Below are 25,063 nucleotides of genomic sequence, written 5' to 3'. Positions count from 1 at the left end.
GAAAACGTTTGAAAATTCGGGGTATGGTATAATAATCTTTAGACTGATTTTGCAGATCAAATTTATATTTAGGAGATGAATATGTTTCAATCGTTCAAAGATAAGAAAAATTTGTATTTTCTAGCCCTTGCCTTGTTAGCTCCACTAGCCTATCATGGATTGAACAGTGCCTTTAACCACCTGTTTATCCTGTCCCCGCTTGTTGATAATAAGGCTGTGTTGACCTATGTGACAGAAAATCCCATGTTTTTAGATGCCATTTTCTGTGCCTTGATGATTGCTCTGGTCTGGCCGTTTTATAGAATGGTTCAAAAGGACAATCAAGCGAGAGGTTATGGCAAAGCTCGACTTTCTTTTACCATGAAAGGTCTGGGTCAGTCCTTTGTAATTGCCATGGGAGTGGGCGGTATTTCAGCTATTTGGCAGATGATTGCACGGACCCTTTTGACAGCTGATGAAACCCTTTCTCAAAGTATTCAAAGTTTTGATGCGACCTTTGCAGCTAGTCCAGCTCCAACAGCTTATTTCTGGTCCTTCTTGTCTGTCGTTCTTTTGGGGCCAATCATTGAAGAGATGATTTTCCGTGGGCTGACGTTCTCAGGTCTTGATCGGATTTGGGGTGGCTTGGTGGCGGCACTGGTATCAGGTCTTTACTTTGGCTTCTGGCATTCCAACCCTATGCAAATTGTCTATACGGCAGTTATGGGGATTGTGCTAGGCTTGGTTTATTATGCGACCAAGAATATGTGGTTTCCAATGGTCATCCACTTTATCAATAATTTAACTTCAAATTTGCCTCCTGCCATTGACAATGATGTGTTTTATATGGGGATGTTGGCTGTGAAGGTTATTTCTATTCTGCCAATGATTTATCTTGTCTATCGTTTCGTGAAAAATAGAAAGGAAATCTAAGTGAAAACTCTTTATCAAACCTACGTGGACGCTGTTCCTCATAACAAAACTACCTTCCGCTTGCTGATTTTACCAACATTTGTAGGATTTTTGGTTTATTTGGCACCAGGTATTTTCCAAATGCTTTTTAACCTCGTTTTTCCTGCTCCCCTGACAGAAATCGGCTCTCTGCCAGCAGCTCTCAGCATGGTGACGACTGTTTTTCTTGCCCTGGTCATTTTGCCTAAGATTGCAGGTTGCCGCATGGCAGACCTCGGTCTAAATAAAAGAGGCTGGTTCAAACAAGTCCTAATCGGAGAGTTTGGAGGCGGACTTCTGCTCAGTTTGGTTGTCTTCATTATCTGGATGTTGGGTGCTGTTAACCTGACAAAAGTTGACAATCCAAGCAGTCCGGTTTTGACTGTTGGTTTGATTTTCTTCCTTTTCCAAGGGACATGGGAGGAGATTATTTACCGTTCTTATCTGATGCCCCATTTTTCAAAACTAATGGGCGATAAGTGGTCCATTCTTCTGTCGAGTGCCTTGTTTACGCTTGGTCATGCCCTCAATCCCGGTATGCAAGCTCTGCCTGTGCTCAATCTCTTTCTAGCCAGCGTCGTCTTCTCCTTGATTTACTATCGAACAGGTAGCCTCTTAATTATCGGGGTTGGTCATGGTTTGTGGAACTATTCGCAAGGCTTTATCTTTGGAGCGGAAGTTTCAGGGAATGCCGTTACTAGCTCTATCTTTACTTCAAAAGCAGTAGCAGGTAAAGACTTGATTTCTGGCGGTACTTTTGGTTTTGAGGGTGGCTTGGTGACAACCCTTGTGGCTCTCGTTTTGATTGTGCTCTTTATCTACTTCCCATTTGGAAAAAGCAGGGCTGAGAAGTAAGTTTGCCTACTTGCTAAGGCTTATGGTACAATAACAAAAAATGTTTTTCGGAGGAGATATGAAAACAGAAAAGAAGGTTTCGACCTCTTTGGCCTTTCGCAGTCGGATAATTTGGCTCTTTACCAAGTACCAGTTGCTCAGTAAGGGGCTTTTGGCTCTGGTCATCTATCCCTTGTATTCCTTTGCCATCGATACTTTTTTAGCTCTGTCAGGTCGGACGGGGATTTCTAGTGGAGACTACCTGTCCTTTCTCTTGAGCTTCCAAGGGCTTGGATTCCTTTTGGCTACCTTGGTCATGATGGTCATCTTGATTGGACTGGATATTAACACCTTCATTTTAACCAGTGCTCTCATAAAAGAAGGTAAGATTGAGATGACTGCCAGACATATGCTTTGGCTGGGCTTGACCTCGCTCAAGTCCCTCTTCAGCCCAGCAGGTCTCTTGCTCATGGTCTATGTGTCCTTGATCTTCCCGCTCTTGGGACTGGGTGTCACCATTGGCCCTATGAAGCAGTTCCAGATTCCTAACTTTATCACTTCGGTCATTTACGCCACCCCTCTCTACCTGTCGCTCTATGCAGGGGTCCTCTTGGTCCTGACCTACCTCAGCTACCGTTTTCTCTTTACCTTCCACTATGTCCTCATTGACGGCCGGGGCATCAGACAGGCTCTCGCATCTTCTTTGGCTTTAACTAAGAAACAGGGACGGGCCCTCATCAAGCGGCTGGTCGGTATTTTTGTGAAAAATGGCCTGCTCTACTTTGTTCCCCTTTTTATCGCTTTGCTAGCCCTGCTTGTCTTTGTTTTGGTCAGTCAGGCAGAGCAGACCAATCAAAGCCGTCTCTATCTCTTGTTTATCCTCCTTGCAGTCTTGGAAATTGTCAGTTTTCTGACCTTCCTCTTCCCGCCGATGATCATTTATCGGGTAACGGATGCCTTTTATGATTATGAAGAGGCTGAAGGTCGGACTCCTACGGTCACTCTTTCGACCAAGGCGAGCCAGTGGCGGGCAGATAGTTTGCCAAGCATTCGCCTCCGCACCAAGTTCTTGGTGACCAGCCTTCTCTTGCTCATCCTAGCAGGGAATTTTGGTCTGTCTTATCTGTTGGTTCAGGATTTTGACACAGTTTTTCGAGCCAATAGTGAGATTGAACTGGTTGCCCACCGTGGCGGTGGTGACTTGGGGGCTGAAAATACGATCGCAGGCATTTTAGCTGCTGCCGAGGAAGGTGTAGCCTGGTCGGAAATTGATATTCAACGAACCAAGGACGGCCACTATGTCCTCAATCACGATGGTGATTTTCAACGTGTTGCAGGCGATAGCCGCAGTTCCAGCCAGATGACCCTGGCCGAAATCAAGGAGTTGCAGGTTGCGGATGCCTTTGACAGCAGCCGGCCAGCCCAGCCTGTTCCGACCATTGAGGAGGTGATTGAAGCCAGCAAGGGCAAGATTGGCCTCTTTATCGAGCTGAAAGGAAAAACAGCTGACAAGCAGATGGTGGATGATATGGTGGCCATGGTCAAGGCTTACGGTGTTGAGAAGGAAGTGGCTCTCCTGTCCTTGGATTACAGCCTGATTACCTACATTGAGGAAACCTACCCTGAGATGGTTTCTGGCTACCTCTATTATTTCTCTATCGGTCAGACTGGGGATCTGCAGGGCGACTATCTGATTATGGAAGAGGCAGAAGCCAGCTATGAGAAAGTTTCGGAACTAAAGGCTCAGGGCAAGAAAACCATCGTCTGGACAGTCAATACAGAAGAATCCATCCAACGCTTTGTCAACTCAGAGGTGGATGGTATCATCACGGACTATGTTCTGGATGTCAAGGCTGGCATCAAGGCGCGTGATGAACGAACCGATTTTGAAGTCATTGTGGATGCGGTTCTGGGTGAATAGCCCTTTGAAGCTGACTCAGGATTGCAAGAAGATATTGGATGCGGATCTGCCACCTGCATGAAGGCAGCGGTAAGATTCATTTCGGCATCTATGCCTGCTCGCCAGAAGACTCTTCTTTTGAAGTCGTCTTTTCGGAAATGAGTTTGACTGACTGCAAATGGCTGGCCCATGATGGCCAGCAGCCAGATTAGAATTGAAAAAGTACACTAGGCATGTTTTTCCTAGTGTACTTTTTGGCTCCCGATTTTGTCCCAAACTCAATTTTTTTCATTTCCTCCCTCACATTGGCAGAAACTGTCATAATTGTGGCGCGCATTGTCATGGCGTGAAATGGTAACTTGCTCTATAATAGACTCATCAAATAAAACAAATGAGGTTTAAAACATGTCAAACAAAAAAGTCAATTTAGTTACAGGTGCATCATCAGGTATGGGGAAAATTTCAGCCCAAGACTTGATTAAAGCTGGTCACATTGTTTACTGTGTGGCTCGTAGCGTAGATAAGATGAAAGATCTTGAGCAAATCGGAGGTCATGTCATGAAGATGGATGTGACTAACGAAGCGGACATTGAAGCAGTTGTCAAACAAGTCATTGCAGAGCAAGGTCGTATCGACGTTCTTTGGAACAACGCTGGTTACGGTCTTTACGGTCCAGTAGAAGATCTTCCAATGGAAAAAGTTCAACAACAGTTTGAAGTCAACGTTTACGGTGTTGCTCGCTTGACACAAAAAGTCTTGCCATACATGCGTGACCGTCGTGAAGGATTAATCATCAACACCTCATCAATGGGTGGAAAAATCTATACACCACTTGGGGCTTGGTACCATGCGACTAAACACGCGATTGAAGGTTACAGCGACTGCTTGCGTATGGAAGTGAAAGAATTTGGCATTAAAGTGGTTGTCCTTGAACCAGGTATGATCAACACAGGCTTTAATGCTGCGGTTCGTGACAATTTCTCATTTGAATCACAAAATGGTCCTTACAAACGCTTGGTAAATGGCTACATCAAGGCCATGGAAAACAACCCAGCACCAGGATCCAAACCAGAAGTTATCTCACGTACGGTTCTTAAAATCATCAACGCACGCAACCCTAAAACACGTTATCTAGTAGGTCATGGCGGTAAATTGCTTGTTGGTATCCGTCGTATCTTTGGCGACAAAGCTTTTGACACTATGATGTTGGCATCTATGCGTTAATCCCTTATTTTTAGAATAAAAGTAAAGTCGGGCGGAGAATAGCCGCTTATTTCTTCTGAAAAACTTCTCGGTGAAATGGAATGGTTTGCTTGCTATTTTTTTGAAGGTAGATTTTACCAAATTCATCAATGAGGGCATGAAGTTCATTGGCATCTTTGGCAGTAAAGTCATCTGGAAGTTGGATCAGCCGATAGAGACTATCATAGGTTTTGAATTCCTCTTTCAGAAGCCAGCCAAATAGTCGTCTAGCATAGCTATCTGCGATAAAGACAGGTCGGTCAAACAGATAGACCATGAGTACATCTGCCGTTTCGTAGCCAATTCCTTTGATGGTCAACAGTTCAGAACGTAAATCATTTTGGTAGTCTTGAGATATAGCCTGATAATCCCATTGGTGGTCTTCCATCCACGTGAACATGTGTTTGATGGTCTTTGCCTTATTTTTATAAAAACCGCTCGGTCGAATCAGTTGTTCCAATTCTTCCAAGGAAATGGAAGTGATTCTTTCAGGAAGAAATTGCGTGGCTTGCTTCAGATTGGCAAGTGATTGTTCAACTGTTTGCCAATTCGTATTTTGTACTAATATGGCTCCAAGAAGAATTTCGGGCTTTGACTCTGCAGGCCACCAACCTTGTGGGCCAAGTTCACTCAATAAGGTTTGATACAGTAGTGGAATGTCTATTTTCATGATGTTTTAGTTGATATTGCTTTGGAGATTGGCCATACACTTCCTTAAATTTTTTAATAAAATAGGAGACGTTTGGCAATCCTACTTCTCTTGCGATTTGGCTAATGGTCTTATCTGATGGAAGAAGAGCCTTCTTTGCGGCTGTTAAGCGAATGTCAAGTAAACGCTGGGATGGTGTTTTCTGGGTCACTTTTTTAAAAACATGCCGAAGATGAGACTCGGAGCCGTGAGCCAAATAAGCCAGTTCTTTCAATGTCAGATTTTCGGCATATTGCTCTTGTAAAATCGTGTCAATTTCCTCCACCCAAAGCGTGTCATCTACGGGCTTTCCGTTGGGCTGACACCTTTTGCAAGGCCTAAAACCATCTTTTTCAGGTTCTGTAAAATCGTAATATACCGTAATATTTTCTCGTTTTGGTGGACGTGAGGGACAGGAAGGTCGACAAAATATTTTTGTGGTTTTGACAGCATAGCGAAATTGGTCGTCATAGGAAGGATTGTTTTCGATGATGGCCTTCCATTCGGTATCGGTCACCATGTTGCCTGACCTCCTTCAAGTCTTAAGAGGGCTATTTTCCGTTCAATACCACCGGCATAGCCTGTCAGTTCTCCCTTGCTTCCCAAGACACGATGGCAGGGAATGAGTAAGGAAATTGGATTGTGTCCTACAGCACCTCCAACTGCTCGGGCAGAACTCCTTTCTTTTCCCTCCAATTGGGCGACTTGCTCTGCTATTGCTTTATAAGTAGTGGTTTGCCCGTAAGGGATTTGCACCAGTATTTCAAGTACTTTTCTGCGAAAGTCCGTGACTTCAGGAGCCAGTATCTCCAAGTTTACCTTTGGGTTTTCTCCAGCAAAATACCGCTGTAACCAGTCTTTGACCTCTAGGATAGCTTTATTTTCACCTTTTGGAATGGCTTGAAGGTCATAGTCAGCCCCCAGATATTTTTGATTGTAAAACCAAACTCCTTTGATAGTATGGTCATCTGCCAGTATAATCAGCTTACCCATTGGGGATACATAATTGTTTTGAATCAGCATAATCTCTCCTCCTCTTAATAAAGTAAACGCCAAATGTAGAAAGTAGCGTAGCTAGACCAAGTTCCCCATTCTTGCTTTAAATGGTGCAAGGTGTCAGTGTTTAGCTTATCTGGTAATTGCTTGATTAGCTTGATACCATTTCAGAGGCCTATATTGGCCATTGGAAAAGCATCTCCCATGCGCAAACAACACATGAGAACATAGTTGGCTGTCCAAGGACCAATTCCCCTTAATTTGACCATAGCCTTTTCGGCACTCTCAGCGGTTTGAAATGTTTGATAATAGGATTTTGAAATGTCATCAGCCACTATTTTTTGTGAAATATCAATGAGGTACTCAGCTTTCCGTAATGTCATACCTAGACTGACTAACTGTTCATACTCTTCGAAAATCAAAATTAACCGTTGTCAACTTGCCTTGATGAACTTAAGTTCTATCGTCGGCTTCGTTTCCTAGGCTACTTTTGATTTTCATTGAGTATCAATGGTCGTTTGAGCCACTTTTTTGGGGTCTGGATAAATCCAATAGTTTTCTCCATCAAAAGAAATGGCTTTCCCAAAAGTCTCGGTGAATCGTCGTTTTAAGGTGTAAGTGTAGGCAAGATTGATTTGCTGTCCTAATATTCCCCAAGTAATCGCTTCATAGAACTCAGGCATGCCGACCATTCTTAGTCCATAAAAATCATTGACAAGCTGGTTCAGAATGGAATCAGAAGATGCCAATTTGTAGAATTCCACTAAAGACCTGGCTAAATCAAACCAGTCCGACACAAACTGCGAGATGTATTCTTGACTGCTACTGGTCCAACTTATCTGATTCAAAATTCTGATTTGAAGCCGCTTTAGAGAATCGCTATCGGCTATTTCACAAAGATAGATTTGCTTGTCAATTAAAAAGGCACGCCGCACCTTATCCTCTACCACTTTGTACATGATTTCATTATTTTCACGAGTCAAATAGCCTAAAATAGCTTTCCACGAAAAGATAGTTGGTACTGAAAGAGTCAGTATTTGTTCGGGCATTACGGTACTTCCTCGAGTTTTCTTGATTCTATTATAACAGAAACAAGAACGGGAAAAATAACACAATCTGTCTTTTTTATCACTGATGTCTCAACTACCTGATATTTTAGAACCTGTATTCACAAGCGAAGTGCTTATAGATAAGAGATTGTTTTTTGAGGGAATACTGATTGTATTTTGAAAAAAACTAACGATGAATAGCTCAAAAAATTGCATTAGATAGAAGTGCTGAACTGTGAATACAGGTTCTTATACTCAATGAAAATCAAAAGTAGCCTAGGAAACGAAGCCGACGATAGAACTTGAGTTCATCAAGGCAAGTTGACAACGGATAATTTTGATTTTCGAAGAGTATTAAATAGGCTATCAGGTCTGGCCTTAGAAAGTGTATTTTGTTAAACTATCCATAGAAAGAATAAAGAGGAGCCTTATGAAACTCACCATTACCAAACAATATCAAGAATTTTTAAAGAGTATTGGTCTTGACTTCCAAACCTTACTGGACATTGCCCAGCTTCCTGATGGCACTTGGAAGGAAGAACTGACTTTATCAACGTTGGATTACTACCGCCTACTGTTGGCATTTGACAAGATTTTGACTGATGAGCAAATTTTGGCCATGAGCCGTCTTCAGAATATCCAGATGTTCATGCCGCCATTTTTTGCTGCCCTTTCCTCAAAAAATGGCCTAGCGGCTATTGAACATTTTGCCAAATACAAAAAAATCATTGGCCCCGTTATCGTTGGTGTGGAACAATTTGACGATTTTGTCCGCGTCAGCTACCGCTATGATTATACCGGACTTGAACTGCCGCGCTTTGCTGTTCTCAATGAGCAGCATCTCCTTTTGGACATGATCCGTACAGGGACAGGTCAGGCGATTAAGCCGGTTCGTCTAGGAACACCTTATGTCTATGGTCAGGAAGCTTTAGAGGCTTTTGACTGTCATGTTGAGCAGATGGAGGGAAATGAGCTTATTTTCCGGAAATCAGATTTGGAGCTGCCCTTTATCACTGCCAATAATATCATGCTGGATTATCTCGAACCCCAGCTCAAAGAGCGTCTGGCTGAAGCCATCTCCAGTGAGAGCTTTACAGGCATTGTTCAGCAAAAACTTTATCAGGCGATTCCTGGTGGAGAATTCTCGGTTGAGGATATCGCCATGTCCTTGGGCATTAGCAGCCGTACCCTGCAGCGGAACCTAAATGCCGAAGGTACCAAATTTAACCAAGAACTTCAAAATGTACAGAAACTTCTGGCCCTCAGCTATCTCGAAAAATCTGACATTTCGACGGATGAAGTAGCCTATTTAGTGGGCTACGCAGAAGTTTCTTCCTTCTCAAGAGCCTTTAAAAAATGAACGGGGAAGACCATCAGCCAATATCGCAAACTAAACCAGAAAAAATCCGTTGATTCAGCCCTTTAGCTTGCTGTTAGTTCAAGATAGAAGGGTAGGTGAGCTATACAAATAAGAATAGCTAAGCTCAATTATTCAATTTGAAAAGGTCAGCAACTTCTCCCTCTATTAGTTATATAGTTGTTTAGTTTTTATTTAATATATGATAAAATAGACCTATAACTTACGGAATTGATTTTAGAAAACGTGTTATTTCCTATGTCCAATCAGGACACACAAAAAAGGAAACCTGTGACTTATTTGGTATCGGAACCGATACCTTGCACCGTTGGGAGAAACAACTAGAAAAAGAAGGGCATTTGAATCGTAAACCATGAGCTCGTAGTCCTCGCAAACTTCCTCTTGACCGCTTGGAAGCCTATGTCAAGGAACATCCAGATGCTTTCCTGAAAGAAATTGCAGAGCATTTTAACTGTAGTATCCATCTGTTTGGGCAGCGCTCAAAAAAGTGAACATCACTTAAAAAAAGACCACAACCTATAAGGAACAAGATAGCGAAAAAGTGAGACGCTATCTTGATGGTTTAACCTGCTTTCCTAATACACCGATTGTTTATATTGATGATATTGGCATTGATACTTATCTTTACCGTCACAAAGCTAGAGCACCTCGAGGGGAGAAAGTGGACAACAAGGTAAGTGGACGCAGATTCGAAAGAATTTCTGTAGTAGCAGGTCAAATTGGCTCCCAAATGTAGCTCCCTTGCTCTATCATAGAACAATGACAGGTGAACTTTTTACCAAATGGTATCAAGAACACCTATTGCCATCTTTAACGGAACCCCATCTCATTATTATGGATAATGCGACTTTTCATCCTAAGAATCAACTGGATGAACTTGCACTGGCTAAGAGGCATTATTTTCTTCCACTTCCCCTTATTCCACTGAACTTAACCCAATTGAACGATTCTTGGCTGGCTTGAAAAGAAAAGTGGCTGAGTTATTAAGGTGATTTCAGTTGGTTGAGTATTATTTAGGGTACTATTTTAAAACTAAAATGGCTATAACACCTTATTTCAAAAAATACCAGATAAGGTGTCATTTTATTATACCCTTTTTATAGCTAAATTAGTGACAAAAATAAGGTAGCAGCCTCAAAATAGCTACTGTCATACTTTATTTTTTTACTTAAAGCCTTGATAGACTAACAAACGGTAGAAGAGGACTATATAAATTCTGTCTAGTTTAGTGTAACCGATTCAATATGAAGAGAATTATAGCTCTAATACCCCAAAATAGGGAAAAGCAAAGAGGAATCTACCCCAATTATGAGATAGATTCCTCTTTTTCGTTTTAGTTGAACTGTAGAACTTACTTTTTCAGTGGCCTCCCAATCTAATTCTCTCTCGTTGCTAATTATAAGTCACCCACCGCAGTTGACAAAGGACTACTTTTTCCTTATTAACGTTTTTTACGTTTCAATTCAACCAAACTTAGACTAGCTAGTAAGCTAAGTGCTCCAAGGAAAGGCATGTAAGTATTTTCTTGAGTTCCAGTATGCGGAAGAACGGTCTGTGCAACTGGTTCTTTAGCTTTATAAGTCATTGGTTTGACCGATGTTGAAGGCACAGTTGGCTTTTCTGGAGTTTCAGGTGTTGGTGGAACTGGCGTTGTTGTTTTTACAGTATTAGAACCATAGGTTACTTGATTAACTGTATTGTAATAAGTATTTTCAAAGGTACCAACAGCGATGCGTTTCATTTGAAGATAGCTCTCTGCTTGGAAAGCCGAATCTACAGAAACTGAACGCAAGAAATCTTCCTTGAACTTAATGGCAATAGCTCCCTTAGCCTCATCAACTTCTGATGTTGTGTATTGAGTCAGATCGGTACCTGCCTTGATAACAGTTCCGTCCTTGAGCGTAATATCAACCTTAGCAAAAGCCTTGTATTGACCAGTGTATTGGTCGCCTGTTTGATCATAATCATCATAGAAACTGTATTCAAAAAGTTCTTCGGAATGATCAGCCGGAATGATGCCGCCGATGAGACGATAATTGAAGACTTGATGAAGGGCAATGGTCTGACCGTCAACATTGTTCATATCGGCTGGATCAAGTGTTAAGGTTACATCCTTCTTAGGATCTATCTTAGGCACATTGTTAATAACAATGTTTGATTCGTAACCATTACCAAAGTCAATTTGGTAAGCCTTGTTTTCGTAGCTGCCGCCAGTCTTACCCATCTCTGCTTTAACCACCATTGGGGTAACGATGATCAAGTCAATACCCTTAACCACGTAGGTATCGTAGAAAGCCTGCGGATCATCTGCTGTGAAGAATTGGAAGGCACCTTTCGGTGTGATTCCTGCTTTTTTCAAAACTTCCTGAACACTTGCAGGCACTGCTTCAAGGCTGGCATAATCAGTAACGCTAATACCTGTTACAGCCTTGAAGCTAGCATCGGTAATTTTTACCAAATCTGGACGCAAGTCTAGTGCTTCTTCTGGGTAATCATCCACATAGAAGAAACCTTTTGCGATGGTTTCAGCGGAAGACTTGTCTCCCTTGTACTGATCCAAATCCCAAGACAGTTCATAGAAATTGGTTGAACCGGCGAGGACTGTCTTACCGTCAATCACTGTACCATTTTCATTTTTGTTTACCTTGTGTGGTTTGATGTAGTTGTTATTTGGATTATCAGGATCATTTGGTTTACCAGGCGTCGTGACACGCACGATATTAGACTTGATACCGTAAGCATCATTAACAGTCAGGGTGAAATTATTGGTGTAAGTTGCCCCATCATTGAGAACCTGTCCTACGACTGTTGGGTAAACCGTTGCCACTGCCTTAGTCAAATCAGCATTGAACTTCGCCAAGGTTGCAGCGGTCGCTTTGAATGTCACTGTATGGCTTGCTTCATCGTAAGTCACATCGAAATCTGGACTAGCTACTTTTGTCGCTTCCAAATTGAAGTTGTAACCAGATGGTAGCGGATCAACCAAGACAAATGAGGTTGTCTCATCACGTCCCGCAGGCAGATCATCTGTCTTCAATTGGAATTTCACAACAGATTGCTTAGCTACCAAGGTCTTATCGATGTCAACATTATCCTGATTTCTGATTTCCTTATTGACTTGTGGCTGAACAGCCAATATCGCATAATGGAAACGAACCGTTGGCACAGCGATAGGACCAGGAACCTGCTTGTAAACTGGATCAGCTGGCGGTGTTGGCAGCGTCTCATAGTCTGGCTCTGCTGGTTCGTCCTGCGGTGTTGTTGGAGTCGGTGGCGTTGGCTCATCCTCGTATGTTGGCTCTACCGGTGCTGGCTCCAATCCCTTTTCCACTTCATATGTTGGAGGCGTTGGCGCTGTCGGCTCATTCTGGTTTGGTGTTTGAGTCGGCGGTGTTGGCTCATTCTCATATGTTGGCTCTACCAGTGCTGGTTCCAATTCCTTTTCCACTTCATATGTCGGAGGCGTTGGCGCTGTCGGCTCATTCTGGTTTGGTGTTTGAGTCGGCGGTGTTGGCTCATTCTCATATGTTGGCTCTACCAGTGCTGGTTCCAATTCCTTTTCCACTTCATATGTCGGAGGCGTTGGCGCTGTCGGCTCATTCTGGTTTGGTGTTTGAGTCGGCGGNTCCAATTCCTTTTCCACTTCATATGTCGGAGGCGTTGGCGCTGTCGGCTCATTCTGGTTTGGTGTTTGAGTCGGCGGCGTTGGCTCTTCCTCATAAGTTGGTTCGACCGGAGCTGGTTCTAAGGGCTGTTCCACCTCATAGTTTGGTTCTGTTGGTTTACTTGGCTCTGGTTGGTCCGGTGTTTTAACAGGTGGTGTTGGCTCATTCTCATAAGTTGGCTCGACCGGAGCTGGTTCTAAGGGCTGCTCTACTTCGTAGGTTGGTTCCGTTGGTGCTGTTGGTGCTACTGGTGGTTCTGGATTTTCTTTTGTCACCTTAGGCACATTAACTGCACGAATTTTACCATTTAGAGAATACCAAATATTTGGACGCTTACCTTCTGTATTATCTTTTCCAGGCACTTGGGGCATGTCAGACAAGGGCATTACCAAGGTCGCTGAGATAGCTCCTAATGTAATACTATTGTTAGGACCAGACATTTTAACGGCTCCTGCGCCATACCATGAATTTGGAGCATCAGAACTGTCCCAACCTGAGCCAGGCTGACTATTCTTGTACATTGTCCAACGTGAGCCGCCTTCTCCTTGTTTGAAATTAAGAGTATCCGTGGCATAAATCATGCCATCCTTTTCTCCGATAGATGACCCAGAAATTTTAACAAAAGTACCTGTATAATCCTTAGCCATCTCAATGGAATTATGTTCACGGTTGAGAGAAGCTACGGATAACAAAGCATTATCGAAATTGATTGGGTTACCCTCTTCATCATAGAAGGTGAATTCATTTTTAATAAAGATGGAAGTGTTCTTTTCTGAGATACCGGTAAAGGCAGAAGCAAAGACACCTAGAGTTGGATCAGTAAAGATTCCCAGCCATGCCTTGTCAGTATTTTGGAATTTTGAATCAGGATCAAGCGTATACTTGAAGACAACCTTAGAAATCTTTTTACCATTATAGTAAGACTTTTCGAGATTAGTGTAAGTAGCTGTCACGCTTTGACCACGCTCCAAAAGAACGGAAGCCCATTTGACCTCTGTACTGTTACCAACACTAGTTGTCCACCCAGTCTTATCACCAATATTTCCATAAAGTTCCATTGAGGAAGCAACATCATCAGGTTGTTGTAAATAAGTAACATTCAAGTTATCAAGCTGAATATTCTTTTTAGAATATTGATCGGTATCGTGGCTAAATGCTTCGTCTACGGCTGATGCTTTAAGAAAACTTCCATCTGTCGTCAAAGATAGCTGCGCGTTTGGTTCTGAATCATAGACCAAGCTCTGAGCTGACGGCTCTGTTAGGTTACCATCTTCATTTTTATGTTTTTCAAGTTCTGCAAGGGCAGCGGCAATAGCTGCTTGTTCGTCTTGATATTCTTGCAGTTTTCTTGGATAATCTGCTAAATCTTGTTGGTATTTGGCCAAATCTTGTTGATATTGGGCCAGCTTTGCCTCATAATCAGCCTTGGCGGCGGCATTGCGCTGCTTGATCGCTTCGTTCTCTGCTTTGATCGCATCATTTTTAGCAGTGTTTTCAGCGACAGCTTGATCATAGGCAGCTTTAGCGTCTGCATTAGCCTTTTGCACACGTGCTAATTCGGCATCGTAGGCTGCTTTCTTGGCTTGATAGTCGGCGTCATTAGCGGCATTGACTTGCTGAACCTCAGCCAAATCCTGTTCATACTGCTTCATAGCAGCTTCATAGTCGGACTTAGCTTGAGCGTTACGCTGCTTGATCGCTTCATTTTCAGCAGTGATAGCCGCGTTCTTGGCTGTATTTTCTGCAACAGCTTGTTCATAGGCAGCCTTGGCGTCTGCATTGGCCTTTTGAACACGAGCTAACTCAGCATCGTAAGCTGCTTTCTTGGCTTGATAGTCCGCCTCGTTGTCCGCATTGGCTTTTTGAACTGCCGCGAGATCTGCTTCGTATTTCTTCACTGCTGCTTCATAGGCAGTTTTCGCATCGGCATTGCGTTGCTTAATTGCTTCGTTTTCTGCTGTAGTCGCGGCGTTCTTGGCATTGTTAGCTGCTACAGCATCTTCATAAGCTTTCTTAGCATCCGCATTGGCTTGTTGCACACGCGCTAATTCCGCATCATAAGCCGCTTTCTTAGCTGCGTAATCTGCAGCATTGTCCGCATTTGCCTGTTGAACCGCTGCAAGATCTGCTTCGTATTGCTTAACTGCCGCTTCATAATTAGCCTTAGCATCGGCATTGCGCTGTTTAATCGCGTCATTTTCTGCCTTGATTTGTTCATTCTTGGCATTATTAGCCGCCACAGCGTCTTCATAAGCTTTCTTAGCATCCGCATTGGCTTGTTGCACACGCGCTAATTCCGCATCATAAGCCGCTTTCTTAGCTGCGTAATCTGCAGCATTGTCCGCATTTGCCTGTTGAACCGCTGCAAGATCTGCTTCGTATTGCTTAACTGCCGCTTCATAATTAGCCTTAGCATCGGCATTGCGCTGTTTAATCGCGTCATTTTCTGCAGCGATATCTGAATTTTTAGCATTATTGGCTGCGACAGCCTCTTCATAAGCCTTCTTAGCTGCAGCATTAGCCGCTTGGACACGGGCTAACTCTTTATCGTAGGCTTCCTTAGCAGCCGCATAAGCTGCTTGAGCATCTGTATTAGCCTGTTGGACAGCAGCCAAATCTTTCTGATACTGAGCTAATTTAGCTTCATATTCAGCTTTAGCTGCAGCATTGGCATTATTGATTTGCTCAACTTTGGCATTGTGAGCAGCCATATCTTTATCATATTGCTCTTGTATTGCCTTATTTTCAGCATTGATACGATCAGTCTCTGCTTTATTGGTTGCGAGATCGGACTGATACTGCTCAGTTACCTTGTTGATTTCCTCGGCCTGCTTAGCATAATCACTAGCAATCTCAGTTTCTTTTTGACTCGCTTCTTCTGCTGTTTTAACAGTTCCTTTATCAACTGTTTCATCTTGAACAACCTTGACACCCGCAGTCTGTGCATCTCTTACAGCTTGTTCAACATTAGTTGCAGGCACTTCAACTGGAAGTGTGCCAGTTGTCTGACCAGCCTGTGCTTGACTCTGACTCGCCTCAGCACTTGCGGTTTCTTGCGCATGCGGTAAGTTAGTTGCAGGGTTTCCCGTTTCTGTGCTGACAACAGCAATTTCTACACTACTGCTGCTTGTAGTAGTCTCATCTGCTAGAACAACTTTACTAGCCATAGAGGTAATTACTACAGTACCTAACACTGCACCACATAGAGTCTTACTGATTTTGCTTTTCCTAAAACCGTAGGTTCGTTTCTTAACCATTATTCCTCCTAAAATTTCCATCAAGCTAAAAATAAAAATTAAGTACTTTTAACCCCAAGTTTATAGATTTTTAATGTAATTGTCAAGTATTTTAAACTATTCCTAAATTGTCAAATTAAGTTAGACTTTGTCAAGTAACTCAGAAAAACGTGATAGGGTGTTTGATAGTTCAAAGACTTTCTAGGGATTCTATTTCTTCTATCAGCTATAGCTGATAAATAATTTTGAGATACCACATTAAAATCCATCTGTTGTGGCAGTCCGTGTTGCCTTAATAAGCCGTTAAAGTGTTCATTTAGGCCTCGTTGCCAAGGGCAACCTGGGTCCGCAAAGAAAATATCAATGTCATGCGCATCCGAAATAGACTTCCAGTTAGAAAATTCTTTCCCACAATCAAATTATCGACTTAAAGAGATGGTTGGGAACTTGAGACAACCATTGATTGATGGAAGTTTCAATATCACTTGCTTTTCATCCACAATGGTATCCCCTTCTAGGTGTCCGAATTCTACATTAAAATTAGGATAGATGTCCGCTCTTTCGCGTAAATCTCTGCGAAATACTTGTTTTCCACATGTTTCTTTCTGACCATTTGGTTTTCGTTTGCCTTTCCAAGGGAAGTCTATCTTGTCGAAAACCCCAACATTAGCTAAGCGGTAGAGAGTTCTCATAGAACAAGAAATCCTATTTGGATAAGCCCCTTTAATGACATCAAAACTCCAATCTAAATCCAAATGAGTTTGAATAAAGTCTTTTTCTTCTTGCAAAAGACTAGTTTTCTTCCGACCACAACATTTCTTATTGGCTTTATAGTGTTCATAGTAGTCATAAGCAGAGTGTCCCTCTTTGAGAAAGTTGATAACATTGTAGATGGTCTATTTTGCCCTTCCCAGTGTTTTCATAATATCTACAACTTTCACGCCTTCTTGGTAATATGCCTCTATCATGACGAGCTCATTTGTGGTAAGATGACTTTTTTCTGCCTAGCTTAATTTTACAAATTGGGATTAAGCTCAGACTCCAAAATTTTACTTTGTCATCTTAAAGTTTTCAGGTTCACCATCATATTTTGCCCAAGCTTTCGTTAGAAATTGGTCATTGATGGTGTAATTGGGGAGAGTTTTTTTCTTACTAAGGAAAGGATTAACCGCCTTATCAAGCGCTAGCCAACCATTCCAACCCATGTGGATGGTATCTTGCATGAAATAAGATTTTTTACCATCTTTTGAAAAATCAGCAATGTTGGTAAAGCCTTGGTTTTGTAACTGATATTTAATCTTAGCGACAGCCTTTTGATACATGTCCTGATCAAGACCTGTAAAAGCTGCCCACTTACTATTTACTGGTGGAATGATAAAAAGAACGTTCGTCTGACTCCTAGCAAATTGATTAAGAACCAATTGAAGGTCATTATATTCGGGTGATTTGATGTAATTAAAATTTTTTTGTGAACCTTTCAACCTTTTAAGCTGATGAGATATTCGAATGTTATAAAATTGATTTTCAATGCCAAAGTCATTATTTGTAGTGGCAGCTTTGCCATCTTGGATGGCGATATCTCCCAATTTTTTATAAGAAATTGGTTTAGGGAGATCATTTACCTGTGACAAAACCTTATTTTTAAAATTGTTAGCTATAGAAAAATGACTAAAGAAAGCATCTTCTTTCTGATAAATCAAGTCTCTCCACTCTAACAATTTTAGATCACTACTACTAAGTTTTTCTCCTCGAGCAACTTTTTCCACCATGGATTTGAGAGCACAATCAGGATACATTTTCAAAAAGCGCTTGGCAGCATAGCGGTCATAAGTGCTCCCAGTCTGAGTTTGCAAAAAATCCACTAACTGCCCTATACTAAAGTAATTTTGAAAAGCGCCAGCATTGGCTCCTTTTGCCACAAACCACTGAGGGGAAATCACATAGACTGCCTTCTTATGGTCAAGTTCTTTGCCAAGTTGCTGAATCCCAAAGAAATGAGTCAGCGACGCTGCTCCTTTTTGTCCTAAGAGATAAGGGATATAAGGTCGTTTATAAGCCTCCGCCAAGACCGAAGGGTGCATTTTATCCATGCGTGACCACTCACTAGATCCAAAAAATGGGACAAAGCGATGATTAGGATCTGTCAATGCACGTGTTTTCTTATACTTACTTTTAAAATTTGACTTAGTCAGAGCCACTGCATCTTCCTTTTCAGCCGGCAAAGAATAGTTCATTGTAGTGGGGTAAAATCCAATAAGGCCAAATACTAATAGCAGAGCACAAAAGACAGGTCCTAAAATGTGCCAGAGGCGTTTAAGCATGACGAAGCTCCTCTATCCCTGCAATAATTTTATTAGCAGTGTTCCAATCATTACGACCGAATTCTGAAACTGGAATGTTGATATCAAAATGCCCTTCCAATTCAACAATTAACTCAACCGTACCCATACTGTCAAGTACACCGGCATCGTACAAATCCTCATCCATCATATCAGAGACATCTTCCATAAAAAGATCATCAAAAATTGCTAATACTTCTGCTGTTACATCCATTATTATAAACTCCTTTAATTAAGATACAAAGGGCACTCAGAAAGCGTGATGAAAATAGACGGTAAGTCCAAAATCTTCGATTTTGTAGACGCACCCCCGTCAAGACGACTAGACCTTTCACAAACAATGTCAAAGAAAGATCGGACGTCTACGACGTTAAGGAAAATGAAATAAATCTTATTTCGATAATCCCTTTTTCACGACGCTTTTAGCCCATGTTCAGTTATTAAGATACAAAAGGGCGTCAGAAACACAAAGTCATGATAGGAGATGTACGAAGAGGCCTAAAAACTCTAGACTCCCTATCTTTTTGATGTAGCGTTTAGCCCATATTACGTTAACATGTGTCGTTTCAGCTTTTAAAGAACGTTAGTCACCTAAACAAAAACTCTGTAAACACACTAAGGTTTCATCGGTTTTGGAAACCATAATTGATCTAAAAAGCCTGAAAAGAGCAAGAAGGACAACATGACCACGTTAAAAGTGATAAAAATCCCCAAGGCCTTGGTCCATCTATTATCTGGCAGTGGCGCTTGTCCTTTGTTTTTGCGTTCTTTATTGATTTTTTTCTTCTTACGTAACCACCAGTCATTGATGACTAAGCCAATACCGTGGAAGAGACCGTAGGCAATGTAATACCATGTCACGCCATGCCAAAATCCCATTATCAACATATTAACAATATAGGCAACACTGGAAGTGACATTACGGTTTTTAAAGACCTTATGTTTTACCAAAACCTTCACCAAACGCATGAAAACAAAGTCTCGGAACCAAAACGATAGACTCATATGCCAACGATTCCAAAATTCTTTTAAATCACGAGATTTAAACGGTTGATTGAAGTTAGCAGGACTTCTAATTCCCATCAAATTTGAAATAGCCAGCGCAAACATGCTGTAACCTGCAAAATCAAAGAAAAGATCCAAACCATAAACATACATGATGCCTAAGGTTGGTAAATTGAAAATACCACCTAACTGCAAAGCAATTTCTCTAAGAGGCGGCATAAGTACTTGCCCTAAAATGTAGGCCAAAATAAACTTATACAGAAAGCCTAGCATCATGTAACGAACGGATTGTTCTAACATGTCTAATAAATCATCTCGCTCAGGTATTTTCTCATAGTCGTCATTAAATCGTTTAAAACGATCAATGGGACCACTAGAAAATGTCGGCATAAAAAGTAAGAATCGTAAAAATTGCCAGAGAGTAAAATCTGTTAGCGTACCATCACGCATTTCCATAATCATACCAACTGAACGAAATGTCAGATAAGAAATCCCTAAGAAACCAAACAGTGAAGCATGAGTGTTGGCTTCCATCAGTGGATTGATTTTCACAACAGCCAGCGGTAAGATTGCTAAAAAGACCCAGAAATAAAAGATCCACTTATTATCACGCGCCTTGCGATAAAACTTATAACTGTAAACCAGAACAATCTGCCAGACCACGTAAGCTAGAAGCGAAACCAGTTGATTAAGGTGTTTACCCGTCAGCATGAGAACAATAAAAGCAAGACTAACTAGAGCTTCATAAACTGGAAAACGTTTTTTGAAAAAGAGACCGATAAAAATAGGCAAAACCGTTATTATCAAGTAGACAAAATATTGAGGATTACCATAAGCCTCTAAGTGAGGCAGATGATGGAGAAAATCAATCATCGTGAATTCACCTCATTCATAAGCCCCTTAATATCAATCTTTCCATTTGGCGTCAATGGCAAGCTATCACGGTACAAAAACTTTGATGGCATCATGTAGTCCATCATGATGTCTTTCAATTCTTCTTTGATAGCCTTGGTGATGTCTATTTCTCTATCAAATTGCGATGCAACACCTTCTTTAAGTACAACGTAGGCCAGGAGGTTTTGTACCTTATGATCTTTGTTATAGCGTGGCACAGCGACAGCCGACTTGATATAGTGTGATTTATTTAAATTTTGAGAAACATCCTCAAGTTCAATACGATAGCCATTAAATTTAATTTGAAAATCCATGCGTCCGCCATAGAGAAGCAACCCCTCATCTGACATTGAACCCAAATCTCCAGTATGATAGGCAGGGAGGCCATCTATCTCGAAAAAAGCTTCCGCTGTTTTTTCAGGATTATTGAGGTATCCTTTTGAAACCGCTGGTCCAGCAATAATAATTTCACCTTGCTGACCATTGGCCAACTTATTACCATCTTCATCAATGATAAAAGTTGGTGAATCGGTTTTCGTATAGCCAATTGGAAGACGTCTGCAGTTTTCTAACATCTCATCTGTGATGGCCACCGCTGATAAGGCTACGGTTGCCTCTGTAGGCCCATAGGCATTGACGATTCTGGCATTTGGAAAACGTTGGCGAAGTTTCTGAGCAGTTTTCACCGTCAATTCCTCTCCATCAAAATAAAAATGTGTCAATTGAGGTAGAGTTTCAGCATTAAAATCATTGGATAACATGGCCATATCTACAAAAGATGGTGTTGAGGTCCAAACTTCTATCGGTAGTTGATTGATAGTTTTAAAAAGCTGCTTGAAATCAGTTGTTAATTCTTTTGGCAAGGCATATAGTGTCCCACCCTTAGCCAAGGTTGGTGCCCAATACATGACCGATAAATCAAAAGAATAAGGTGGCTGCGCTAACATTTGTGGACGCTCTGGAACTGAGAAGGCTTCTGCTTCTATCATCCAATTCGTGAAACTCAACAAGTTATCATGCGAGATTTGAACGCCTTTAGGTTTACCAGTTGTTCCAGATGTAAAGATGATGTAATAATTATCATCTCCCTTCACAGAGTGACTAAGTTGATAGGTCGCCTTTTGTGCAAAAATATCTTGAAGCTGAGCCAAATCAAGTATTGGAACTTCCCTTGCATCTATCGGAAAGTCCCCCACGGCGATAATAAGGCTCGGCTCGGCTATCTCAACAATAGACTCAATACGCTCCAGGGCCGAGTGCTGATCCACTGGAATATAAGCATGACCAGCTTTTGTTAAGGCCACAAAAGTCGCTAGCATCTCGTATTCTTGACCTCCAAAAACGAGCACTGGTGATTTTGGAGTTACCTTTAGAAAATCAATATAGGCCGCAAGGGAATCCGAGTCTGCTTTCAAATCTCCGTAAGTATGAACCTCTCCTAAAATATTATAAACTGGAAAATCTCCCTGAGTTTGAGCTAGTTGCTCAATCGTTTCAATCATATCCTGTAACATGAATACAAACCTTTCTAGAATTCATTATAGATAAAACTACCTTGACCGTGACCAAGATAACTGAAAAAGTAGATTAGGACTAGAAATATAAAAAAGTAAAACACGGTTTTTAATATAAATTGACCCACATCTTTCATTGTAAACTCCTTATTTAATTGGTAGATGAACAGTAAAAATCATGTTCCCATGGTCTTGAATAGCAGTAATTTCCCCCTTGTGCTTGGTGACAATGGCTTTGGCAATCGCCAAACCAAGTCCAAAGCTTGAAAAGCTATGATGAGAACCCTCTACTTGGTAAAATCTTTCAAACAAAGAATCCATAACTTCTTGGGAATAGCTTGGACTAGGGTTAGACACCTGTAAAACTGCTTTCTTTTTTTCCTGTGTCAAACTAATCCGTATCGTACTTTGATCCAAAGAATATTTGATGGCATTGTCAAGAAGGATAGTGATTAGCTGCTTTAGTTGGGAATCTTGACCTAATACTCGAATATCTTCGACAATGTCTGACTCAATCAATTTGCCCTCTTCATAAGCTAAACTTTCATAATTCAAGGTCAGTTCTTCACAGATTTCTGATAAATTGACATCGCTAAAATTGATGTCACCTTGTTTCTCATCTAACTTTGAGAGGCCTAGTAAGTCTTGTACTAAATTTTCCATCCGCTTGGTTTCTGAAAGAATGTGTTCTAGATAACGATTTGGCTTGATTTTATTTTGCAAAACCTGAGCATTGGCACGAATGGAAGCAATGGGGGTTTTTAACTCATGACTAGCATCAGACACAAATTGCTTTTCTCGGTTGATGGCTGCTTGAGCCGGTTGAGTGATAAAACGTGATAGATAGATACTAACACCTGTCAGAAGTAGAAAACCAAATACCGTAAAAACAATCGTCAGAAAAACTTGTCCGTAAGAAACCGAATAACTTTCCAAATCAATGAAAACCAGTTGCCAAGAGCCATCTTTCTTTTCTTTTAAAGAATAGATGATATCCCGCCATTTCCAACCTTTTTTCCCTTTTTTCAATAAGGACTGGCTAATTGTTTTTACTTCCTTATTAGTTAAATCTGTGTCGTTTACATCAATGGTAATATGACTCTCAGCATCAATCCTAACAAGGGCAAGGGCTTCTCCAGAACCATTATTAAGATAGCCATTATTTGCCACCATCTGCACGATGCGGTGAGTATCATATTCATCCCAGTATCTATCATAGCGGTTGCTTATGATAAATAATATCATGATCATTCCAGCCAGCATAGACATTGTGATAATGACAAATTTTCGCCGTAAATTATTTAGCACTAGCCTTCCTCCTCGATAGAGTAACCGACTCCTTTAGTAGTCTTGATAGCAATATTCGCCTTTAAAAAGCGTAGCTTCTTTCGTAAAAAGGAAATAAACACTTCTAGTTGATTATAGTCTGATTCGTCCAAAGGTCCCCACACTTTCATAATCAGTTGATTTTTGGGAATAATCTGTTTGGGGTTGCGAAGGAAAGTTTCCATGAGCAGAAATTCTTTATTAGATAGTTTGACGCTATGATCGCCAGATGTCAATTCACGCGTATCTGAATTTAAAATAAGATTCCCCATTTTAAAATGATTAAGCTTAGTAACTGAAGATTGGCGAGTTCTTACCCGAATTCGTGCAAGTAATTCTTCGGCTTCAAATGGTTTTGTCATATAATCGTCAGCTCCTAAATCTAGACCAGCGACACGATCCTCCAGCTGAGACTTAGCTGTCAGAAAAATGATTGGAATTTCCATTCCCAAGTGGCGCACTCGCTTCAAAATTGTTACACCATCTACTTTTGGTAGCATGATATCCAACAAGATTAAATCATAAAGCCCTGTTAAAATGTAATCCAACCCTGATTCACCATCAAAAGCCAGATCTACCTCATAATGATTGCTCTCTAAAATTGCCTGAATCGCTTCTGCAATACCACACTCATCTTCAACAACCAAAATGCGCATAATGCCCTCCTATCATAAACCAGTATTAGTATAATCGTTCAAAATTGAAATAACCTTGAAATTTTTAAGAAATCTTTTAAGGTGGTATCCCTTCGTTTTTTTACCTCCTTAAAACAGCGCTCTTAATTATAACAAAATCACAAAACAAAGACATTTTTTAGCCGTACCATCTTTAACCAAGCTAAAAATCAAAACTTAAGTTGTCTCAAGGCAATAACTAAAACTTCATGAAGTCGTACATGTGAAAAAATGCCCTTAAAGAGTTACAGAAAAAATACCTTCATTACGGACTGACAAAAATCACTGGACTCCTTCTGACAGGCGCTTCTTTTGAATTTATCAGTATTGTCCTATTTATCTATTTGGCGCACTCGCTTTATCACCACCAAATTGGTATTCCTGAGGTGGCGGCAAGTTTGGGATATATCACTGCCTTTTCAGAACCAATTCAGGAAATCCTGTACGACCTGCAAATGTTGGAATCTGTCAAACCTGTACTTAAAAGTTTTCAGGATATTGTACAGCACCAGCCAGCAGTTCAAAATCCCTTGCTTTCATTTGACAGAATTACTTTGGAAAATATCTCCAAACAGCTCGGGGATTTAACCTTAACTATCCCTTACGCCAGTATTAGCAAGGGTGACAAGATTGCCCTTATTGGTGAGAATGGTTCTGGCAAGAGCAGCCTGCTTAACATTTTAAATGGAACGGACGAAGATTTTCAAGGGCAAATTTTTATTGACGGTCAAGCTACCAAACAGCTCTGGGGGAGATTTGGCTTGATTTTACAACTAGAGCATACCTTTATCTCTAGTTACAAAAACAATGTGACAGTTTTTGAAGCCTTTGATGCAACATTTCGTGACTCTCCATTTGAAAATACACCTCCCCAGTCCTTATCTGGTGGTCAACAGCAGAGGATGTACCTCAATCGAGAGAAAAACCGCAAAAGTCCTTTAATTATTATGGACGAGCCTTTTTCTGCACTGGATGCTCTTCAGTTTGAATCGGAATTAAGAAAGTTCTGGCTTTGCCAAGTTCAGTCATTGTCACCTTGCACCGACAAAATCAAGCTTTGAAATACTTTGACCAAATCTGGGAAATCAAAGACGGAGAGCTTACTATCGTAAAAAGCTAATGCTATGTATTCACAGTTCAACACTTCTACCTAAGGTTAGTTTTTAAGTTGCTCATCGTTGGTTTTTTTCAAAATACAGTCGGTATTCCCTCAAAAAACTTGCCTTGATTAGCGAAAAACTATTTCTTAGATAAAAGCACCTCGCTTGTGGATACAGGCTCTTAGTCTGCGAAAAATAAGATTTTGCCTTACAAAATTAATTTTAGGAACCGTGTTATTTTATCTATTTTAAGGAGAAACTAATCAGAAAAACTTGTACTTTTTCGAGGTAAA

General features: G+C 41.1%; 20 protein-coding genes and 5 pseudogenes. 10 read left to right on the top strand and 15 right to left on the bottom strand.

The annotated features are described in order from the left end of the window. Positions 1–81 precede the first annotated feature (81 nt). From A3I7_RS0102550 to A3I7_RS0102525, 5 genes and pseudogenes are all read left to right on the top strand, one after another. Entirely contained in the window at positions 82–912 is an 831-nt protein-coding gene (locus tag A3I7_RS0102550) for a CPBP family intramembrane glutamic endopeptidase (protein ID WP_018375217.1), read from the top strand. Continuing rightward, positions 913–1,785: a CPBP family intramembrane glutamic endopeptidase gene (locus tag A3I7_RS0102545; RefSeq protein WP_018375216.1), complete on the top strand. Its 873-nt coding sequence runs from the start codon at positions 913–915 to the stop codon at positions 1,783–1,785. Between the two features lie 58 nt (positions 1,786–1,843). Beyond that, positions 1,844–3,685, top strand: a complete 1,842-nt coding sequence (locus A3I7_RS0102540; protein WP_018375215.1) for a glycerophosphodiester phosphodiesterase family protein — start codon at positions 1,844–1,846, stop codon at positions 3,683–3,685. A gap of 38 nt (positions 3,686–3,723) precedes the next feature. Then, positions 3,724–3,876: pseudogene (locus A3I7_RS13525) on the top strand (DUF1349 domain-containing protein); the annotation flags it as partial. 193 nt (positions 3,877–4,069) lie between these two features. Then, the gene (locus tag A3I7_RS0102525) at positions 4,070–4,888 is read left to right on the top strand and encodes an oxidoreductase (RefSeq protein WP_018375212.1); all 819 of its coding nucleotides are present in this window, start codon (positions 4,070–4,072) and stop codon (positions 4,886–4,888) included. 46 nt (positions 4,889–4,934) lie between these two features. Here the strand turns inward: A3I7_RS0102525 and A3I7_RS0102520 are convergent, their stop codons facing one another. The 5 genes from A3I7_RS0102520 to A3I7_RS0102500 form a co-directional block, all read right to left on the bottom strand. Continuing rightward, positions 4,935–5,576: an endonuclease III domain-containing protein gene (locus tag A3I7_RS0102520; protein ID WP_026217093.1), complete on the bottom strand. Its 642-nt coding sequence runs from the start codon at positions 5,574–5,576 to the stop codon at positions 4,935–4,937. Beyond that, positions 5,533–6,114 (bottom strand): bifunctional transcriptional activator/DNA repair enzyme AdaA, encoded by a 582-nt coding sequence (locus A3I7_RS0102515; protein WP_018375210.1) that lies wholly within the window; start codon positions 6,112–6,114, stop codon positions 5,533–5,535. Before A3I7_RS0102515 ends, A3I7_RS0102520 begins: the two co-directional genes overlap by 44 nt. Further along, entirely contained in the window at positions 6,108–6,617 is a 510-nt protein-coding gene (locus A3I7_RS0102510) for a methylated-DNA--[protein]-cysteine S-methyltransferase (RefSeq protein WP_018375209.1), read from the bottom strand. Before A3I7_RS0102510 ends, A3I7_RS0102515 begins: the two co-directional genes overlap by 7 nt. A gap of 140 nt (positions 6,618–6,757) precedes the next feature. After that, complete coding sequence (locus A3I7_RS13340; RefSeq protein ID WP_018375208.1) at positions 6,758–6,973, bottom strand: DNA glycosylase family protein; 216 nt, start codon at positions 6,971–6,973, stop codon at positions 6,758–6,760. A 114-nt stretch (positions 6,974–7,087) separates the two neighbouring features. Then, a complete protein-coding gene (locus tag A3I7_RS0102500) occupies positions 7,088–7,705 on the bottom strand; it encodes a DNA glycosylase (RefSeq protein WP_169333801.1) in 618 nt (205 codons plus the stop codon). A 364-nt stretch (positions 7,706–8,069) separates the two neighbouring features. Between A3I7_RS0102500 and A3I7_RS13035 the strand changes: the two genes are divergently transcribed. The 4 genes from A3I7_RS13035 (at position 8,070) to A3I7_RS14710 (ending at position 9,980) form a co-directional block, all read left to right on the top strand. Continuing rightward, entirely contained in the window at positions 8,070–8,999 is a 930-nt protein-coding gene (locus A3I7_RS13035) for a helix-turn-helix domain-containing protein (RefSeq protein WP_018375206.1), read from the top strand. Positions 9,000–9,214: 215 nt separating this feature from the next. Next, positions 9,215–9,373 carry a helix-turn-helix domain-containing protein gene (locus tag A3I7_RS14830; protein WP_423836659.1) on the top strand — a complete coding sequence of 53 codons (159 nt, stop codon included), beginning with the start codon at positions 9,215–9,217 and terminating at the stop codon, positions 9,371–9,373. A 185-nt stretch (positions 9,374–9,558) separates the two neighbouring features. Beyond that, positions 9,559–9,753: a hypothetical protein gene (locus A3I7_RS14715; protein ID WP_156812721.1), complete on the top strand. Its 195-nt coding sequence runs from the start codon at positions 9,559–9,561 to the stop codon at positions 9,751–9,753. 23 nt (positions 9,754–9,776) lie between these two features. After that, entirely contained in the window at positions 9,777–9,980 is a 204-nt protein-coding gene (locus tag A3I7_RS14710; protein ID WP_156812720.1) for a hypothetical protein, read from the top strand. A gap of 478 nt (positions 9,981–10,458) precedes the next feature. Here A3I7_RS14710 and A3I7_RS14825 read toward each other — a convergent pair. From A3I7_RS14825 to A3I7_RS0102450, 10 genes and pseudogenes are all read right to left on the bottom strand, one after another. After that, positions 10,459–12,555, bottom strand: a pseudogene (locus tag A3I7_RS14825) (SspB-related isopeptide-forming adhesin); the annotation flags it as partial. A 294-nt stretch (positions 12,556–12,849) separates the two neighbouring features. Further along, positions 12,850–15,939: pseudogene (locus A3I7_RS14820) on the bottom strand (GbpC/Spa domain-containing protein); the annotation flags it as partial. Positions 15,940–16,049: 110 nt separating this feature from the next. Continuing rightward, positions 16,050–16,886: pseudogene (locus A3I7_RS13030) on the bottom strand (IS30 family transposase). An 81-nt stretch (positions 16,887–16,967) separates the two neighbouring features. Beyond that, positions 16,968–18,239 (bottom strand): D-alanyl-lipoteichoic acid biosynthesis protein DltD, encoded by a 1,272-nt coding sequence (gene dltD / locus A3I7_RS0102480; RefSeq protein ID WP_018375204.1) that lies wholly within the window; start codon positions 18,237–18,239, stop codon positions 16,968–16,970. Next, positions 18,232–18,471, bottom strand: coding sequence for a D-alanine--poly(phosphoribitol) ligase subunit DltC (gene dltC / locus A3I7_RS0102475; RefSeq protein WP_018375203.1), 240 nt, complete (start codon positions 18,469–18,471; stop codon positions 18,232–18,234). Before dltC ends, dltD begins: the two co-directional genes overlap by 8 nt. A gap of 401 nt (positions 18,472–18,872) precedes the next feature. After that, the gene (dltB, locus tag A3I7_RS0102470) at positions 18,873–20,135 is read right to left on the bottom strand and encodes a D-alanyl-lipoteichoic acid biosynthesis protein DltB (protein ID WP_018375202.1); all 1,263 of its coding nucleotides are present in this window, start codon (positions 20,133–20,135) and stop codon (positions 18,873–18,875) included. After that, on the bottom strand, positions 20,132–21,670 hold the full coding sequence (gene dltA / locus A3I7_RS0102465) for a D-alanine--poly(phosphoribitol) ligase subunit DltA (protein ID WP_018375201.1): 1,539 nt from the start codon (positions 21,668–21,670) through the stop codon (positions 20,132–20,134). The genes dltB and dltA overlap by 4 nt, the downstream gene beginning before the upstream one ends. A 14-nt stretch (positions 21,671–21,684) precedes the next feature. Next, positions 21,685–21,807: a teichoic acid D-Ala incorporation-associated protein DltX gene (locus A3I7_RS0102460; protein ID WP_018375200.1), complete on the bottom strand. Its 123-nt coding sequence runs from the start codon at positions 21,805–21,807 to the stop codon at positions 21,685–21,687. 10 nt (positions 21,808–21,817) lie between these two features. Continuing rightward, a complete protein-coding gene (locus A3I7_RS0102455) occupies positions 21,818–22,978 on the bottom strand; it encodes a sensor histidine kinase (RefSeq protein WP_018375199.1) in 1,161 nt (386 codons plus the stop codon). Further along, the gene (locus tag A3I7_RS0102450) at positions 22,978–23,652 is read right to left on the bottom strand and encodes a response regulator transcription factor (RefSeq protein ID WP_018375198.1); all 675 of its coding nucleotides are present in this window, start codon (positions 23,650–23,652) and stop codon (positions 22,978–22,980) included. The genes A3I7_RS0102455 and A3I7_RS0102450 overlap by 1 nt, the downstream gene beginning before the upstream one ends. A gap of 245 nt (positions 23,653–23,897) precedes the next feature. Here A3I7_RS0102450 and A3I7_RS13025 point away from each other — a divergent pair. Then, positions 23,898–24,790: pseudogene (locus A3I7_RS13025) on the top strand (ATP-binding cassette domain-containing protein); the annotation flags it as partial. Between the last annotated feature and the right edge of the window lie 273 nt (positions 24,791–25,063).

Origin of the sequence: Streptococcus orisratti DSM 15617 (genome assembly GCF_000380105.1) — a bacterium.
Taxonomy (GTDB): Bacteria; Bacillota; Bacilli; order Lactobacillales; family Streptococcaceae; genus Streptococcus; species Streptococcus orisratti.
Note: the sequence above shows the minus strand (reverse complement) of the source record. Positions and strands in the feature narration are given on the sequence as shown.